The sequence below is a fragment of the Streptomyces sp. NPDC054866 genome (assembly GCF_053610745.1).
Map to the genome: position 1 here is coordinate 1006440 of NZ_JBSGZA010000001.1, position 15399 is coordinate 1021838.

15 protein-coding genes are annotated in these 15399 nt (G+C 70.7%); 7 read left to right on the forward strand and 8 right to left on the reverse strand.

The window, feature by feature from the left end:
• Positions 1 to 120 precede the first annotated feature (120 nt).
• Positions 121 to 1785, forward strand: a complete 1665-nt coding sequence (locus tag ACWGI2_RS04260) for a BCCT family transporter (RefSeq protein WP_453394598.1) — start codon at positions 121 to 123, stop codon at positions 1783 to 1785.
• Between the two features lie 12 nt (positions 1786 to 1797).
• Here ACWGI2_RS04260 and ACWGI2_RS04265 read toward each other — a convergent pair whose 3' ends face one another.
• Positions 1798 to 1995, reverse strand: a complete 198-nt coding sequence (locus tag ACWGI2_RS04265) for a hypothetical protein (RefSeq protein WP_453693739.1) — start codon at positions 1993 to 1995, stop codon at positions 1798 to 1800.
• Positions 1996 to 2024: 29 nt separating this feature from the next.
• Between ACWGI2_RS04265 and ACWGI2_RS04270 the strand changes: the two genes are divergently transcribed.
• On the forward strand, positions 2025 to 3056 hold the full coding sequence (locus tag ACWGI2_RS04270; protein ID WP_453693741.1) for an oxidoreductase: 1032 nt from the start codon (positions 2025 to 2027) through the stop codon (positions 3054 to 3056).
• Between the two features lie 84 nt (positions 3057 to 3140).
• Positions 3141 to 4784 carry an ABC-F family ATP-binding cassette domain-containing protein gene (locus tag ACWGI2_RS04275; protein WP_453693743.1) on the forward strand — a complete coding sequence of 548 codons (1644 nt, stop codon included), beginning with the start codon at positions 3141 to 3143 and terminating at the stop codon, positions 4782 to 4784.
• Between the two features lie 20 nt (positions 4785 to 4804).
• Here ACWGI2_RS04275 and ACWGI2_RS04280 read toward each other — a convergent pair whose 3' ends face one another.
• From ACWGI2_RS04280 to ACWGI2_RS04290, 3 genes are all read right to left on the reverse strand, one after another.
• Positions 4805 to 7186: a Tex family protein gene (locus ACWGI2_RS04280; protein ID WP_453693745.1), complete on the reverse strand. Its 2382-nt coding sequence runs from the start codon at positions 7184 to 7186 to the stop codon at positions 4805 to 4807.
• A gap of 63 nt (positions 7187 to 7249) precedes the next feature.
• A complete protein-coding gene (locus ACWGI2_RS04285; protein WP_202122795.1) occupies positions 7250 to 7417 on the reverse strand; it encodes an LPFR motif small protein in 168 nt (55 codons plus the stop codon).
• A 118-nt stretch (positions 7418 to 7535) separates the two neighbouring features.
• Positions 7536 to 8426, reverse strand: coding sequence for an SCO6745 family protein (locus ACWGI2_RS04290; RefSeq protein WP_453394603.1), 891 nt, complete (start codon positions 8424 to 8426; stop codon positions 7536 to 7538).
• A 145-nt stretch (positions 8427 to 8571) separates the two neighbouring features.
• Between ACWGI2_RS04290 and ACWGI2_RS04295 the strand changes: the two genes are divergently transcribed.
• Entirely contained in the window at positions 8572 to 9573 is a 1002-nt protein-coding gene (locus tag ACWGI2_RS04295; protein ID WP_453693747.1) for a GlxA family transcriptional regulator, read from the forward strand.
• 7 nt (positions 9574 to 9580) lie between these two features.
• Positions 9581 to 10213, forward strand: a complete 633-nt coding sequence (locus ACWGI2_RS04300; protein WP_453394605.1) for a DJ-1/PfpI family protein — start codon at positions 9581 to 9583, stop codon at positions 10211 to 10213.
• On the opposite strand, the gene ACWGI2_RS04305 is transcribed toward ACWGI2_RS04300, so the two are convergent.
• Positions 10203 to 10967: an enoyl-CoA hydratase/isomerase family protein gene (locus ACWGI2_RS04305; protein ID WP_453693749.1), complete on the reverse strand. Its 765-nt coding sequence runs from the start codon at positions 10965 to 10967 to the stop codon at positions 10203 to 10205. The genes ACWGI2_RS04300 and ACWGI2_RS04305 overlap by 11 nt on opposite strands.
• A 93-nt stretch (positions 10968 to 11060) precedes the next feature.
• Between ACWGI2_RS04305 and ACWGI2_RS04310 the strand changes: the two genes are divergently transcribed.
• On the forward strand, positions 11061 to 11723 hold the full coding sequence (locus ACWGI2_RS04310) for an HdeD family acid-resistance protein (protein ID WP_453693751.1): 663 nt from the start codon (positions 11061 to 11063) through the stop codon (positions 11721 to 11723).
• A 167-nt stretch (positions 11724 to 11890) separates the two neighbouring features.
• Positions 11891 to 12382, forward strand: coding sequence for an ATP-binding protein (locus ACWGI2_RS04315; protein WP_453394926.1), 492 nt, complete (start codon positions 11891 to 11893; stop codon positions 12380 to 12382).
• 15 nt (positions 12383 to 12397) lie between these two features.
• Here the strand turns inward: ACWGI2_RS04315 and idi are convergent, their stop codons facing one another.
• The 3 genes from idi to galE form a co-directional block, all read right to left on the reverse strand.
• Positions 12398 to 12991: an isopentenyl-diphosphate Delta-isomerase gene (gene idi, locus ACWGI2_RS04320; protein ID WP_453693753.1), complete on the reverse strand. Its 594-nt coding sequence runs from the start codon at positions 12989 to 12991 to the stop codon at positions 12398 to 12400.
• A 92-nt stretch (positions 12992 to 13083) separates the two neighbouring features.
• Positions 13084 to 14010 (reverse strand): cation diffusion facilitator family transporter, encoded by a 927-nt coding sequence (locus ACWGI2_RS04325; protein ID WP_453394609.1) that lies wholly within the window; start codon positions 14008 to 14010, stop codon positions 13084 to 13086.
• A gap of 165 nt (positions 14011 to 14175) precedes the next feature.
• Complete coding sequence (gene galE, locus ACWGI2_RS04330) at positions 14176 to 15159, reverse strand: UDP-glucose 4-epimerase GalE (protein ID WP_453693755.1); 984 nt, start codon at positions 15157 to 15159, stop codon at positions 14176 to 14178.
• Positions 15160 to 15399 lie beyond the last annotated feature (240 nt).

The window sequence follows — 15399 nt, forward strand, 5'->3', positions numbered from 1 at the left end:
GTGCGTCACATGTGGTAGGGGGTAGCGGAGTACAGATATTGCACGTGGTCGACATCCGTGAAAGGTGCACTTGTGACGCAAGACCAGCAGAAATCGGACGACGGGGGAGGGGGAGCGATCATGACTCCCGCCCCCGGCGCCCGGACTCCACAGACGGACCGGATCGTGTTCGGCGTGACAGCCGTGCTCACCCTGGCCTTCGTGGTCTGGGGCGCCGTGGCGACGGACTCCCTGGAGGACATCTCCACGGACATGCTCAACGGCCTGATGCACAACGGCGGCTGGTTCTTCATGCTGACCGCCAGCGGCTTCGTGGTCTTCGCGCTCTGGCTGGCCATCAGCCGGTACGGGAAGATCACCCTGGGCAAGGAGGGTGAGGAACCGGAGTTCCGCACGGTGTCCTGGGTGGCGATGATGTTCAGCGCCGGCATGGGCATCGGCCTGATGTTCTACGGCGTGAGCGAGCCGCTCGCGCACTTCACGACGCCACCGCCGGGCACCGACCCCGCGGACTCGGCGGCGGCGATGGAAACCGCCATGGCCACCACCCTCTTCCACTGGACGCTCCACCCGTGGGCGATCTACGCGGTGGTGGGCCTCGCGATCGCGTACAGCACCTTCCGGCGCAACCGGCGCCAGACCATCAGCGCCGTGTTCACGCCGCTCATGGGCGAGAAGCGCGCCAACGGCGGCTGGGGTCGGGTCATCGACATCCTGGCCATCTTCGCGACGCTGTTCGGCTCGGCGGCATCCCTCGGTCTCGGCGCGCTGCAGATCGGCAGTGGCGTCGAGGTGCTCGACTGGATGAAGGACGCGGGCACGGGGCTGCTCGTCGCCATCATCGCCATCCTGAGCCTGGCCTTCGTGGCGTCCGCCGTCTCCGGTGTGGAGAAGGGCGTCCAGTGGCTGTCCAACATCAATATGGTGCTCGCCGGACTTCTCGTGCTGTTCGTCTTCATCGCGGGCCCCACGGTCATCATGCTGGACATGCTGCCGACGTCCCTCGGCGCCTACCTCAACGACCTCCCGCAGCTGATCGGCCGCACCGAGGCCTCCAGCGGCAAGGGCGTCGCGGAGTGGCTCAGCGGCTGGACCGTCTTCTACTGGGCCTGGTGGATCTCGTGGACGCCCTTCGTGGGCATGTTCATCGCCAGGATCAGCCGGGGACGTACGATCCGTCAGTTCGTCGGCGGCGTCATCCTGGTCCCCAGCACGGTCAGCCTGATCTGGTTCGCCGTCTTCGGCGGCTCCGCCATGACGGTCAAGGAGCGGGGCGGCCTGGAGGGCGAGACCACGCCCGAGGCCCAGCTGTTCGGCCTCCTGCACGAGTACCCGATCGCCACGGTCACGAGCCTGCTCGTGATGATCCTCGTGGGCATCTTCTTCGTGTCGGGCGCCGACGCGGCGTCGATCGTGATGGGCACGCTCTCGCAGAAGGGCGCGCTCGAACCGGGCAAGCTCGTCGTCGTCTTCTGGGGCATGACGACGGGAGCCGTCGCCGCGATCATGCTGCTGATCGGTGACGGTTCCGACGACGCTCTCACCGGTCTACGAAATCTCACGATTCTCGTGGCCGCCCCCTTCACCCTGGTGATGATCGGGATGTGTGTGGCCCTGATGCGGGACCTGCGCCACGACCCGCTGATCGTCCGGGGCGAGCACGGCACGGAGGCCGTCGAGAAGGCCGTGATCGCGGGCCACGAGCAGTACGACGGCGACTTCGAGATCCGCATCGGTCCGAGCGACAACGGCGACGAGGAGGAGACCCCGGCCAAGTCGGTCTGATTCAGCCCGCTTTCAGGAGGCGGCCGCTTCGTCCGCGAAGCGCGCCGCCTCCTGCGTGCGTTCCCGGGCCGCCACGCCGTCCAGTCGCGCCTCGCCTTGTACGCCATCGAGCATGCGTACGCCGAACTGAGCCACCGGCGACACCAACTCCACGTACACGAGCAGGGGTTGGGGCGACGGGTGCAGCGGAATGTGTGATGCCGTGCTCACATCACCCCCCAGATGGGGATACTCACACCATGTCTGCCGAGTACGCGACCTTCGGTCTGGCACCGGCCATGCGCGCCGGTGGAGTTCTCGCCAACGGTGACTACCAAGTCCACCGGGATTTCGTCGACTTCATCGTGAACGGGCGCCCGCTGCTGTTCCAGCTCTCCGACCTCGACGCCGTTTCCCCGCTCGCCTCCGACGTACCACCCGCGATCTTCACCCACCATGTACGCGGACTCCTCCTGGAGGCCGAAGCGCCCCTGCTCGACGACCGGCACGTCATCTACGGCTGTCCCGAGTGCGAAGGCCTGGAGTGCGGGGCGGTCACGGCGGTCATCGAGCGGGCACCGGACGGCACCGACACCTACGTGTGGCGGGACTTCGCCTGGCAGACGGCCGAGCGCGCCGATCTGGAGCTCAACGGCTACCACGGCATAGGGCCCTTCCGCTTCCAGGGAGCCCAATACCGCGAGTCGCTGCGGCAGTTGCTGGCCGGCGGTGAACCGGCGGCGCGACGCAGGGTGCTCCTGATCGGCGCCCGCGTCGCCGTCCTCGCCAAGCTCGCCGCGGCGCTGCGCACGATCGGTGTCGGCGCCGAGATCGCGTCGGACGCGGCGGGCGTGCCGCCGGACGAGCTGCGGACGTACGGGGCGGTGGCCTTCGGGCGGGCCGTCCCCGCGGCGACGCGCGAGGGGGTGCGCGCGGCGTTCGAGGGCGCGGGGCTCCAGGTCGCGTACGTCGACGGCCTGGCCCCGATCATTCCGCTCCTGGTCGCGCAGATAGAACACGCCCTGGACCGCAGCCCGTCGGAACAGCGCCGTTTGACGCGGCTCGCGGCGGCGGACGGTTCGGCGGACGTGGAGATCACCTCGACCTGCCGGGTCCGGCTCATCGCGTACCGCCTGGACAGACTCTCCCGCACCCAGGTCCACGAGGTCTTCGACGGCGTCCTGGAGCCGGGCGAGCACCGCGTACCACTGGACGCCAAGGCGACGAAGGGAGAGTCGTTCGTGGTGGCACGAACGACGGACAGCGTCCTGACGGCGCCGATAGTGAGGTAGCGGGAGCAAGGCCGGCGCGGTGCGGAGCTGTCGCTCATGCTGCCGGATCGGCAGGTCCCGGTCTCGCCTAAACTCGACCCCCTGATGACCGCAACCCTCGTCGCCAAGAATCTCGCCGCCGGCCACGGCGACCGCTCCCTCTTCTCCGCCCTGGAGCTCGTCGTCGCCCCCGGCGACGTCATCGGCCTGGTCGGTGCCAACGGCGCCGGCAAGTCGACCCTCCTCCGTCTTCTCGCGGGCCTGGACACCCCGGAGACCGGCGAACTCCGCCTCTCCCCGCCCACCGCGGCCGTGGGCCACCTCCCGCAGGAGCCCGACCGCCGCCCCGGCGAGACCATCCGCGCCTTCCTGGCCCGCCGTACCGGCGTCGACGAAGCCCAGCGGACCATGGACGAGGCCACCCAGGGCCTGGTCGACGGAACCCCGGGAGCCGACGACGCGTACGCGCTCAGCCTGGAGCGCTGGCTCGCGCTCGGCGGCGCCGACCTGGACGAGCGCGCCGAGGAGGTCGCCGCCTCGCTCGGTCTTGACGTCGGTCTCGATCAGCCCATGACCTCCCTCTCCGGCGGCCAGGCCGCCCGCGCCGGCCTCGCCTCGCTCCTCCTGTCCCGCTACGACGTGTTCCTCCTGGACGAGCCGACCAACGACCTCGACCTGGCCGGCCTCGAACGCCTGGAGAGCTTCGTACGCGGACTGCGCGCCGGCACCGTCGTCGTCAGCCACGACCGCGAGTTCCTCACCCGCACCGTCACCAAGGTCCTCGAACTCGACCTCGCCCAGCAGCAGGTCAATCTCTACGGCGGCGGCTACGAGGCCTACCTGGAGGAGCGTGACGTCGCGCGCCGTCACGCCCGCGACGAGTTCGAGGAGTACGCCGACAAGAAGTCCGCCCTGGAGGGCCGCGCCCAGATGCAGCGCTCCTGGATGGACAAGGGCGTCAAGAACGCCCGCCGCAAGGCGGGCGACAACGACAAGATCGGCAAGAACTTCCGCAGCGACTCCAGCGAGAAGCAGGCGGCGAAGGCACGCCAGACGCAGCGCATGATCGAGCGCCTGGACGTCGTCGAGGAGCCTCGCAAGGAGTGGGAGCTGCACATGGAGATCGCGTCGGCGCCGCGCTCCGGCAGCGTCGTCGCCACCCTCCGCGACGCGGAAGTGCACCGCGGCCACTTCACGCTCGGCCCCGTGTCGCTGCAAATCGACTGGGCGGACCGCGTGGCGATCACCGGCGCGAACGGCTCGGGCAAGTCGACCCTGCTCGGCACCCTGCTGACCCGCATCCCCACGGACGCGGGCCACGCCGCCCTCGGCTCCGGCGTGCTCGTCGGCGAGGTGGACCAGGCCCGCGCGCTGTTCCACGGCCCGGAGTCGCTCCTGGACGCGTTCTGCGCGGCCGTGCCCGACACCGAACCGGCCGAGGTCCGCACGCTGCTCGCCAAGTTCGGCCTGAAGGCCGCACACGTCCTGCGCCCGGCGGCCACCCTCTCCCCGGGCGAACGCACCCGGGCGGGCCTCGCGCTGCTCCAGGGCAGGGGCGTCAACCTCCTGGTCCTCGACGAGCCGACGAACCACCTCGACCTGCCCGCCATCGAGCAGCTGGAGTCCGCCCTCGACGCGTACGAGGGCACGCTGCTCCTGGTGACGCACGACCGCAGGATGCTGGACGCCGTCCGCGTCACGCGCCGCCTGGAGGTGACGGAGGGCAAGGTGACCGAGCTGTCACCCTGACCTCCGTCAGCCTTCCCGGGTCAGCGCTTCTTGGGATCCAGGAGCCCGGCCCGCCGCAGCGCGTCAGCCATCGCGTCATTGGCTGGGGGCGGCCCCTGCCGCTCCTTGCGCTGGCCCCCACCGCCCTGCCGCTGGGGGCGCTGGCCGCCGCCCTGCTGCCGCTGCTGCGGGGGACGCCCGCCCCGCTTCGGCTGCTCCCCGCCGGAGGCGACCGCCTCGTCGTCAAGGCGCAGCGTCAGCGAGATCCGCTTGCGCGGAATGTCGACGTCCATCACCTTCACCTTGACGATGTCGCCCGGCTTCACCACGTCCCGCGGGTCCTTGACGAACGTCTTGGACATCGCGGAGACATGCACGAGCCCGTCCTGGTGGACGCCGATGTCCACGAAGGCACCGAACGCCGCCACGTTGGTGACGACCCCTTCGAGGACCATCCCGGACGCGAGGTCGGAGATCTTCTCGACGCCGTCCTTGAAGGTCGCCGTCTTGAACGCCGGACGCGGGTCACGCCCGGGCTTCTCCAGTTCCTTGAGGATGTCGGTCACCGTGGGCAGGCCGAAGGACTCGTCCACGAATTCGTCCGCCCTGAGCGAGCGCAGCGTCGCCGTGTCGCCGATCAGCGAGGCGACCTCGCCGCCCGTCTTCTTCGCCATCTTGCGCACCACCGGATACGCCTCGGGGTGCACGCTGGACGCGTCCAGCGGGTCGTCGCCGCCCCGGATGCGCAGGAAGCCCGCACACTGCTCGTACGCCTTGGGGCCGAGCCGTGCCACGTCCTTGAGGCCCTTGCGGGAGGAGAAGGGGCCGTTCGTGTCGCGGTGCGACACGATGTTCTCGGCGAGGCCCGCGCCGATGCCGGAGACCCGGGCGAGCAGCGGGGCGGACGCGGTGTTCACGTCCACGCCGACGCCGTTCACACAGTCCTCGACGACCGCGTCGAGCGAGCGGGACAGCTTCACCTCGGAGAGGTCGTGCTGGTACTGCCCCACTCCGATGGACTTCGGGTCGATCTTCACCAGCTCGGCGAGCGGGTCCTGGAGGCGCCGGGCGATGGACACGGCGCCGCGCAGCGACACGTCCATGTCGGGCAGCTCCTGCGAGGCGAAGGCCGACGCGGAGTACACCGATGCGCCCGCCTCGGAGACCATCACCTTCGTGAGGTTCAACTCCGGGTGCTTCGTGATGAGTTCACCGGCGAGCTTGTCCGTCTCGCGGGACGCCGTGCCGTTCCCGATCGCGATCAGGTCGACCGAGTGCTCCTTGGCGAGCTTCGCGAGCGTGGCCAGGGACTGGTCCCACTTGTTCGCAGGGACGTGCGGGTTGATGACGTCCGTCGCGACGACCTTGCCGGTCGCGTCGACCACGGCCACTTTCACGCCCGTACGGAAACCAGGGTCGAGCCCCAGCGTCGCGCGCGTGCCTGCGGGTGCGGCCAGGAGCAGGTCGCGCAGGTTCGACGCGAAGACCCGCACGGCCTCGTCCTCGGCGGCCGTGCGCAGGCGCAGGCGCAGATCGATCCCCAGGTGCACCAGGATGCGGGTCCGCCAGGACCAACGCACCGTGTCCTGCAGCCACTTGTCGGCCGGGCGGCCGCGGTCCACGATGCCGAAGCGGTGCGCGACCATCCCCTCGTACGAGGACGGGCCCTCCGTGGCTTCCTCGGGCTCCAGGACGAGGTCAAGCACGTCCTCCTTCTCGCCGCGCAGCATCGCGAGGATGCGGTGCGAGGGCAGCTCCTTGAAGGGCTCGGCGAAGTCGAAGTAGTCGGCGAACTTCGCGCCCGCCTCTTCCTTGCCCTCGCGGACCTTCGCGGCGAGGCGGCCGCGCACCCACATGCGCTCGCGCAGCTCACCGATCAGGTCGGCGTCCTCGGAGAACCGCTCGGCGAGGATCGCGCGCGCCCCGTCCAGGGCGGCCTGCGGGTCGGCTACGCCCTTGTCGGCGTCCACGAAGGCGGCGGCCGCGGCGAGCGGATCCACCGACGGGTCGCCGAGCAGGCCGTCGGCCAGCGGTTCGAGCCCCGCCTCACGGGCGATCTGCGCCTTCGTACGCCGCTTCGGCTTGAACGGCAGGTAGATGTCCTCGAGGCGCGCCTTGGTGTCCGCCGCGCGGATCCGCGCCTCGAGCTCGTCGGTGAGCTTGCCCTGCTCGCGGACCGATTCGAGGATCGCCGCGCGCCGCTCCTCGAGCTCCCGCAGATAGCGCAGCCGCTCCTCGAGCGTGCGCAGCTGCGCGTCGTCGAGCATCTCGGTCGCTTCCTTGCGGTAGCGAGCGATGAAGGGCACCGTCGAGCCGCCGTCGAGCAGGTCGACGGCGGCCTTCACCTGCCGCTCCCTCACGCCGAGTTCTTCGGCGATCCTGCCTTCGATCGATGCTGGAGTGGACGTCTGCAGAGGTGCCACGTTTCCCGCCTTCTCACTGGGGTTGCGGGGCAATTGTGGCAGGTGGCACCGACAGCGGGGGGATCAGACCCGGCGGGCCCGCCCGGGGCGGCGTCCCGAACGGCGGCCGCCTCGCCGTGTGGAGCTGGAGGCACCGCCGAAGAGCCGGGCAACGGCGCGGAACGGCAGCGTCACCACGGTGGCGAGCGCCGCGCCGATCTGACGCAGGACATCTGCGATCGCTCGGAGCACGGGATTTCCCCTTTCGTCGTCCGGTCCTGCGTCAAGCGCGCGGGACCGGAGACGAACGGGTACCTCGCTCGGCGTCGTCCATGCCTGAGCCATGGGCCTGCCCGCGCGGTGGGCGCTGCTACTCCTTGCCGAGCAGATCCGCCGGGAACGCCCCCGCCTGGAGCGCCGCACCCGCGAACACCGTCCCCAGCTCCGTCAGGCGCTCGACGCCCGCCGCGCCCAGGTGCTCGTACGGCGCCCGGTCGAGGCGGTCCGTGGCCTCCTCGACGTCCTTGCGCAGCGCGACGCCCGCCTCCGTCAACTCGGACACCCCGTCGTGCAGGCCGCGGGCGCGCAGCCGCTCCACGGCCGCGTCCCAGTCCTCCTGGGTCCAGCCGCGCGTGTTGAAGTTCCACTTCGGCCGCATGCCCTTGCCGGTAGCCGTGTGGCTCACCAGCGCCTCCAGGCCGTCGAGTTCGGCGTACTGGAGAGCCGTGAGGTGCCCGTCGCCCCGGTGCTCGCGCAGCAGCGTCGCGGCGTGCCAGAGCGCGAGGTGCGGCTGCTCGGGTACGGGCAGGTCCGCGTGGGCGGCGTAGAGCGGGCGTGCGGCACGGGAGCAGGCCTCGGTGGCGCGCAGCGCGAGCTCGGCGGCCTCCGCCATCTCCGGGGACGCGAGGGCTTCCTCTCCGAGGAGGCGCCGCAGCGTCGAGTCGACGGCACGCGCGCGTGCCGCGAGGACGTCCTCGGGGGACGCGGTGTTCCAGATGCCGGGCACGTGCCGGGCGACGGTCTCGTGCTTGTAGTTGTAGAACGCCGCCGTGACCACTCCGGCGCCGACCGGTCCCATCGCCGCCGTGCGTACGGCGAAGTTGACGGCCCTGGGGTGGGTGATCCCGAGCTCGCCCAGCTCGCGCCCCACATCGGGCGAGAAGTAGTGCGTGGAGTGCAGCGAATTGAGCACGGTGTGACACCGACGTCCCGCGCGCGGGTGCAGCGCCGCGGCCGGGGAGGGGGGCGTGAGAGAAGTCATGACCGCACGCTACCGACTGGTTGGTATGAGGTGAAGCCCGGGGCGCACGCGCGGCCGGACCGCCCGTGTGCCGCCCTTCGTGGATGGCAGGAAAAGTGGGCCATTCGTCATTGCGGCCATCCCGCGCGGGGCCAAGAATCAGGGCATGGAGCAGCGAACTGTCCTGGTCGTCCTCTTCGACGGGGTCCAGAGTCTCGATGTCACGGGGCCGGTGGAGGTCTTCGCGGGCGCCGCCGCCTGCCACGGCGGCGACGTACCGGCGTACCGCATCCACACCACGTCCCTGGACGGCGCTCCCGTACGCACCTCCAGCGGGCTCACGCTCGTACCCGACTCCTCGCTCGCCGACGCCCCTGTGCCGCACACCCTGCTCGTCCCCGGCGGCATCGGCAGCCGTGAGGCCGACCCCCGCCTGATCGACTGGCTCCGCACGAACGCCCCGCGCGCGCAGCGCCTGGTCTCGGTCTGCACCGGCGCCATCCTGTTCGCCGAGGCAGAGCTCCTGGACGGCCGCCGGGTGGCGACGCACTGGGCGTACTGCGCCCAGCTCGCCCGTGACCACCCCGCCATCGAGGTCGACGCCGACCCGATCTTCGTCCGCGACGGCCATGTCGCGACGTCCGCGGGTGTGACCGCCGGTATCGACCTGGCCCTGGCCCTGGTCGAGGAGGATCTGAGCCGGGACGAGGCGCTCATGGTCGCTCGCTATCTCGTCGTCTTCCTGCGGCGCCCGGGGAACCAGGCGCAGTTCAGCGCCCAGCTCGCCGCGCAGACCGCCCAGCGCGAGCCCCTGCGCGAGGTCCAGCAGTGGATCACCGAGCACCCGGACGAGAACCTCTGCGTCGAGTCGCTCGCCGCCCGCGCCCGGCTCTCACCGCGGCACTTCGCTCGCGCTTTCCAGACGGAGACGGGGATGACGCCGGGCAAGTACGTCGAGCGCGTACGCGTCGAGCATGCGCGCCGCCTCCTGGAGGAGACCTCCCACGGGGTCGAAGAAGTCTCGCGGGCCTGCGGTTACGGCACCCCGGAGGCGATGCGCCGGGCCTTCGTCAAGACCCTCGGCGCGGCGCCGGCCGAGTACCGGCGGCGCTTCCACGCCCCTCTCACCCGTCTCGACCCTCAACCGGCCCCCGCCCTCAACGGATAGGCATTCCATGCAGATCGCCATCGCCTTGTTCGAACGCTTCACCTCGCTGGACGCGGTCGGTCCTTACGAGACGCTCAGCCGCATGCCCGGCGCCGAGACCGTCTTCGTGGCGGAGCGCCCCGGCCCGGTGCGCAACGACAGCGGCTCCCTCGCGCTCGTCGCCGACCGCGCCTTCGCCGACGTACCGAACCCCGACATCCTCGTCGTCCCCGGGGGCCCGGGGCAGAGCGATCACATGGCGGACGAGGCGCTCCTCGGCTGGCTGCGGTCCGCCGACGCCACCAGCACCTGGACGACGTCCGTGTGCACCGGATCCCTCCTGCTCGCCGCCGCCGGGCTGCTCAAGGGGCGCCGCGCCACCTCGCACTGGCTCGCCCTGGCGGAGCTGGCGAGGTTCGGCGCGGAGTCGACGGGGGAGCGGGTGGTGTTCGACGGCAAGTACGTCACGGCGGCCGGGGTCTCCTCCGGCATCGACATGGGGCTCGCCCTGATCGGCCGGATCGCGGGCGAGGAGCAGGCCCAGACCGTGCAGCTCCTGACGGAGTACGACCCGCAGCCGCCCTACGACGCCGGTTCTCCGCGGAAGGCGCCCGCGCACCTCGTCGAGAAGTTCCGCGCGGGCAGCCGCTTCAGCCAGTAGGGGCCCCGTCCCCGGGACTCCAGGTGAAGCGCGGCTCGCGGCGCTCCAGGAAGGCGGCGACCCCCTCGGCGGTGTCGCCGCCCGCACGCGCCTGCTCGGCCCAGTGGGCATCCCGGTCCAGGCACCCGGCGGCGAACTCCTTGGCCGCGGCCTGGGTCAGCTGCGAACGCGAGGCAAGGACGGCAGTGAACTCCGCGACCCGCTTGTCCAGTTCACCCGCGGGCAGCACCTCGTCCACCAGACCGGTGCGCAGCGCACGCCCCGCGTCGATCAACTCACCCGAGAACAACAGGTACTTGGCGGACGCGGGCCCCACGAGCGACACCAGGCGCCGCGTCGACGACGACGGATAGACGATCCCCAGCTTCGCCGGAGTGATCCCGAACAGGGCGCCCTCGTCCGCGAACCGCAGATCGCAGGCAGCCGCCAGCTGGCTTCCGCCGCCCACGCAGTAGCCGCGCACCGCGGCCAGCGTCGGCTTCGGGAAGGCCGCGAGCGCCTCCTCGGCCCGCACCGCGAGATCCTGCGCCTCACCCGGCGACTCGCGGAGCGAAGAGATGTCGGCCCCCGCGCAGAAGGTCCCGCCCTCGCCGGTCAGCACGACCGTCCGCACGGCGGGATCGGCGGCGAGCCCGGCGAGCAGCGGCGGCACCTGACGCCACATGTCCGCCGTCATGGCGTTGCGCTTCGCCGGATGGTCGATGACGACGGTGGCAACACCGTGGGTGACGGCCTGCCTCAGCTGCGGCTCCATGCGCAGGATGCTATCCGCACTACTCGAACGTACGATCAAGAAGGGGCGGCCCTGAGAACTCTGTGCAGCGGGGGAAGCAGGACGGAGACGCTGATGGCCCGATCCAAGAGCGCCAAGGACGCCGCGCCCCAGGCCCAGGGCGCCAAGCAGCTCAACCGCAGTCTCGGCTGGCTGGCCCTGCTGGGCGCGATCCTGGCGGTGGCCGGGCTCGTGGGCCTCGTCTACACGGGTGTCGCCACCCTCACCTCCATGCTCCTCTTCGGCTGGCTGCTCCTGATCGGCGGCTGCGTCGGCCTGCTGCACGCGGTGCAGTCGCGCGGCACGAACTTCTTCTGGCTCGGCGTGGTCGTGGCGGCCCTGAACCTCGCCGCCGGTGTCGTGATCATCCGCAGGCCGGAAGTGGCGGCGGAGGCGCTGACGATGTTCGCCGCGCTGCTCTTCCTGACCGGTGGTGTCTTCCGTCTGGTCGGCAGCCTGGTGGTGCGCGGCCCGCAGTTCGGCTGGACGCTCGTGCAGGGCGCCTTCGGGCTGCTGCTCGGCATCCTGGTGCTCGCCAACTGGCCCAGCAGCAGCCAGTACGTGATCGGCTGCTTCTTCTCGCTCGCGCTGCTCTTCGACGGCCTCGGCCTGCTCGCCACGGGCCTGGGCGGGCGCCGGATCGTGAGCATGGTCGCGGAGGACCGGCCGCCGGCCGAGCCGGGCGGCCCGGACGACGTGAACGGCCCGGACAACCCGTACAACCCGAAGAACGCTTGAAAGCGAAACCGTGAGGACAGGAACGGTCACGCCACCGACGCGACCGGGCGCCAGTGGTCAAATGCCGTCGATAGTCGCTGACTTCTGGTCAGTCCTACGGCACGGACCAGGGCATTCCCAACACTCGATGTGTGGTGACAATCGAGCGCGAGGGCGGCGACCGGACGATGGACGGCGACGGGAGGGGGCCCGGCCCACTCCCTCGGGAGACCGGCGAGGTGCCGTATGAAGGCGTGTGGCGGTTCACCGCCGCCGCCGTGGACGCCTCGGTGCCCCAGGCGCGGCACGCGGTGCGTGACCTGCTCGCCCGGCAGGGCGTGCCCGTCTCGGACGACCTCGTCCAGGGCCTGCTCCTGATCGTCTCCGAACTGGTCACCAACGCGGTGCGGCACGCGGCCCTGCTCTCGCCGATGCTCGCGGTGGAGGTGGCGGTCGGCGCCGAGTGGGTGCGGGTCTCCGTGGAGGACGACCACCCCTACCGCCCGACCGCCCTGGTGGCCGACCACGGTCAGACCGGCGGCCGCGGCCTGCTCCTCGTGCGCGAGATCACCCAGGAGGCGGGCGGCGCCTGCGACGTCGAACACACCGCGAGCGGGGGCAAGGTCATCTGGGCGGCCCTGCCCCTGAAGCCCAACGGCTCCGCCCCGTCCGGCAGTTGACTCACCGGGCGGTTCTCACCAGCCCGCGGAAGGCCCCGTAAGCTCCCTGATCGCGGGCCGCGCCGCGTCGAGGACGGTCATGAACCACGCGGAGAACGGCCCCCGCGCGTGCCGCTCCGCCAGCTCCGCGGCCGTCACGAACGCGGTCTCGCCGACCTCGGACGCATCGGGCCGCAGCGGCGACTGGACCATCCCCACGAAGAGATGGTTGAACTCCTGTTCCACCAGGCCCGAGTCGGGGTCCGGGTGGTTGTAGCGCACCGTGCCCGCCTCGGCGAGCAGCGAGGGCGAGACGCCCAGTTCCTCGTACGTCCGGCGCGCGGCGGCCGCGAACGGCGCCTCGCCCGGGTACGGGTGGCCGCAGCAGGTGTTCGACCAGACGCCGGGGGAGTGGTACTTGCCCAGGGCGCGCTGCTGGAGCAGCAGCCGCCCCTGCTCGTCGAAGAGGAAGACGGAGAACGCCCGGTGCAGTTGCCCGGGCGCCTGATGCGCGGAGAGTTTCTCCGCTGTGCCGATCGTCCTGCCGTCCTCGTCGACGAGTTCCAGCAAGATCGCTTCTCCGGTGCCGTTCGACGAGCTGTTCGCCGCGGTGGCAGGTGTGGTCGGCATACGCATCCTTCGCTTCGGGCTTCGAACCTCAAGTCTGCCGTACGCGAGGGGCCCTGCCGGCAAGGAACCACCGGAAGCCACCCTCACCGGTGTCAGTGGCAGAGCTTCGCCTCGTGCTCCGCGTGGCCGACCGGCTCCAACTGGAAGGTGCAGTGCTCGACGTCGAAGTGGTCGCCCAGGCATCCCTGCAGTTCGTGCAGCATCTTCTCGTGGCCGATCGCGTTCAGCGTCTCGGTGCTGACGACCACGTGTGCGGAGAGGACCGGCATCCCCGAAGTGATGGTCCAGGCATGCAGGTCGTGGACGTCCTCGACGCCCGGCAGATCCAGTATGTGCGAGCGGACCTCGGCCATGTCGACGCCCTTCGGCGCGGACTCCAGGAGCACGTTCAGGGTCTCCCGAAGCAGCTTCACCGTACGCGGGACGATCATGAGGCCGATGACCAGCGAGGCGATCGGGTCCGCCGCCTGCCAGCCGGTCGTCAGGATCAGCACCGCCGCGACGATCACTGCGAGCGAGCCCAGCGCGTCGGCCATGACCTCCAGGAAGGCGCCCCGCACGTTCAGGCTGTCCTTCTGGCCGCGCATCAGGAGCGAGAGGGAGATCATGTTCGCCACCAGGCCGATGACGCCGAAGACGATGGTCAGTCCGCCCTCGGTGTCGGCGGGCGTGATGAACCGCTGGATCGCCTCGAACAGGACGTAGCCGCCGACGCCGAGCAGCAGCAGACAGTTGGCCAGCGCGGCGAGGATCTCGGCGCGGGCGTAGCCGAAGGTGCGGTTCTGAGTCGCCGGGCGGTTCGCGAACTGGATCGCGAGCAGAGCCATGCCGAGGCCCAGCGCGTCCGTCGCCATGTGCGTCGCGTCCGCGATGAGCGCGAGCGAATCCGCCATGATGCCGCCGACGATCTCGACCACCATGACGGTGACCGTGATCGAGAGCGCGATACGAAGCCGCCCCCGGTACGCCGACGTCGCCGTCCCCCCGTGTGTATGTCCGTGGTCGTGCCCAGCCCCCATGGAAGCCGCCTCCGTGTGCTCGGTATCGGTCTTCTGTTCCCTGGTCGCGCGTCTGTCGCGATCACAGTGAACTACGGGTGGGGGGTATCCGGCAACACGGCACTGAACACCGTTGTCATATGCTCTGACCTGCGGAAATGTCCGCAGGTCAGAGCGCTGACGTGATCAGGAGCGGCGCGCCTCGGGGTGGTGGAGGCACCAGCCCGCCCACGCGGATTCCACCATCTCGCGTACCGTGCGCCGCGCCTTCCAGCCCAGCTTCTCGGCGGCCAGGCCCGCGTCCGCGACAGCGCGCGGTGCGTCGCCCTCGCGGCGCGGCTCGACGAGCGCCGGACGGGCGTCGCCGGAGATCTCGCCGATGAGCGTGACGAGTTCGCGTACGGAAACGCCCTCGCCGCGGCCGATGTTCACCGTCAGGTCGCCCTCGGGGTGCGCCTCGACGCGGCGGGCCGCCGCGAGGTGGGCGTCGGCGAGATCGGCGACGTGGATGTAGTCGCGCACGCAGGTGCCGTCCGGGGTCGGGTGGTCGTCACCGAAGATCCGCGGCGCCTCGTCGCGGGTGAGCCGGTCGAAGACCATCGGGATCACGTTGTAGACCCCGGTGTCCGCGAGCTCGGGGGTGACCGCGCCCGCCACGTTGAAGTAGCGCAGGCACACGGTCGCGATGCCGTGCGCCCGCCCGGCGGCCCGCACCAGCCACTCCCCGGCGAGCTTCGTCTCGCCGTAGGGGTTGATCGGCACGCAGGGGGTGTCCTCCGTCACCAGGTCCACGTCGGGCGGGTTGCCGTACACCGCGGCCGACGAGGAGAAGACGAACCGCTTGATGCCGGCATCGGCCACCGCTTCGAGCAGCGTCACCAGGCCGCCGACGTTCTCCCGGTAGTAGCGCAGCGGCTGCTCCACGGATTCGCCGACCTGCTTGCGGGCCGCGAGATGCACCACACCCGTCACCTCGTGCTCGGCGAAGACCCGCCGCAGCAGATCGCCGTCGAGCGATGAGCCCCTAATGAGAGGGATGTCCGCGGGGAGCCGCTCCGGCACCCCGGCCGAGACGTCGTCGAGTACGACGACCCGCTCCCCGGCACCGGCCATCGCCCGCACCACATGTGCCCCGATATATCCCGCTCCACCTGTGATCATCCATGTCATGGGCGTCCACTTTATGCCGGTCGATGAAGTGGAGTTTGTGGGTGCCGCCTCCGATCGACCATGATGATCGAGTTGGCGCGGGCTCTCGCAGGCCATGCTTATCGGGCCGTAAACGGGCGGTGAACGCCCGCTTCCCATCATCCGATAGCCTCTGCCGACGTGCCGCCCGGCCGCTGCCGGCCAGGGGCGCCCCTCATCACGCACGTGCCCGGCGCGAGCCGCGCCGGCAATCAAGGAGTG

Coding starts and splice junctions, on each gene's coding strand:
- ACWGI2_RS04270 (WP_453693741.1), top strand. CDS start 2,025: ATGTCTGCCGAGTACGCGACCTTCGGTCTGGCACCGGCCATGCGCGCC.
- ACWGI2_RS04310 (WP_453693751.1), top strand. CDS start 11,061: ATGGCCCGATCCAAGAGCGCCAAGGACGCCGCGCCCCAGGCCCAGGGC.
- galE (WP_453693755.1), bottom strand. CDS start 15,159: ATGACATGGATGATCACAGGTGGAGCGGGATATATCGGGGCACATGTG.
- ACWGI2_RS04300 (WP_453394605.1), top strand. CDS start 9,581: ATGCAGATCGCCATCGCCTTGTTCGAACGCTTCACCTCGCTGGACGCG.
- ACWGI2_RS04305 (WP_453693749.1), bottom strand. CDS start 10,967: ATGGAGCCGCAGCTGAGGCAGGCCGTCACCCACGGTGTTGCCACCGTC.
- ACWGI2_RS04260 (WP_453394598.1), top strand. CDS start 121: ATGACTCCCGCCCCCGGCGCCCGGACTCCACAGACGGACCGGATCGTG.
- ACWGI2_RS04290 (WP_453394603.1), bottom strand. CDS start 8,426: ATGACTTCTCTCACGCCCCCCTCCCCGGCCGCGGCGCTGCACCCGCGC.
- ACWGI2_RS04315 (WP_453394926.1), top strand. CDS start 11,891: ATGGACGGCGACGGGAGGGGGCCCGGCCCACTCCCTCGGGAGACCGGC.
- ACWGI2_RS04275 (WP_453693743.1), top strand. CDS start 3,141: ATGACCGCAACCCTCGTCGCCAAGAATCTCGCCGCCGGCCACGGCGAC.
- idi (WP_453693753.1), bottom strand. CDS start 12,991: ATGCCGACCACACCTGCCACCGCGGCGAACAGCTCGTCGAACGGCACC.
- ACWGI2_RS04295 (WP_453693747.1), top strand. CDS start 8,572: ATGGAGCAGCGAACTGTCCTGGTCGTCCTCTTCGACGGGGTCCAGAGT.
- ACWGI2_RS04325 (WP_453394609.1), bottom strand. CDS start 14,010: ATGGGGGCTGGGCACGACCACGGACATACACACGGGGGGACGGCGACG.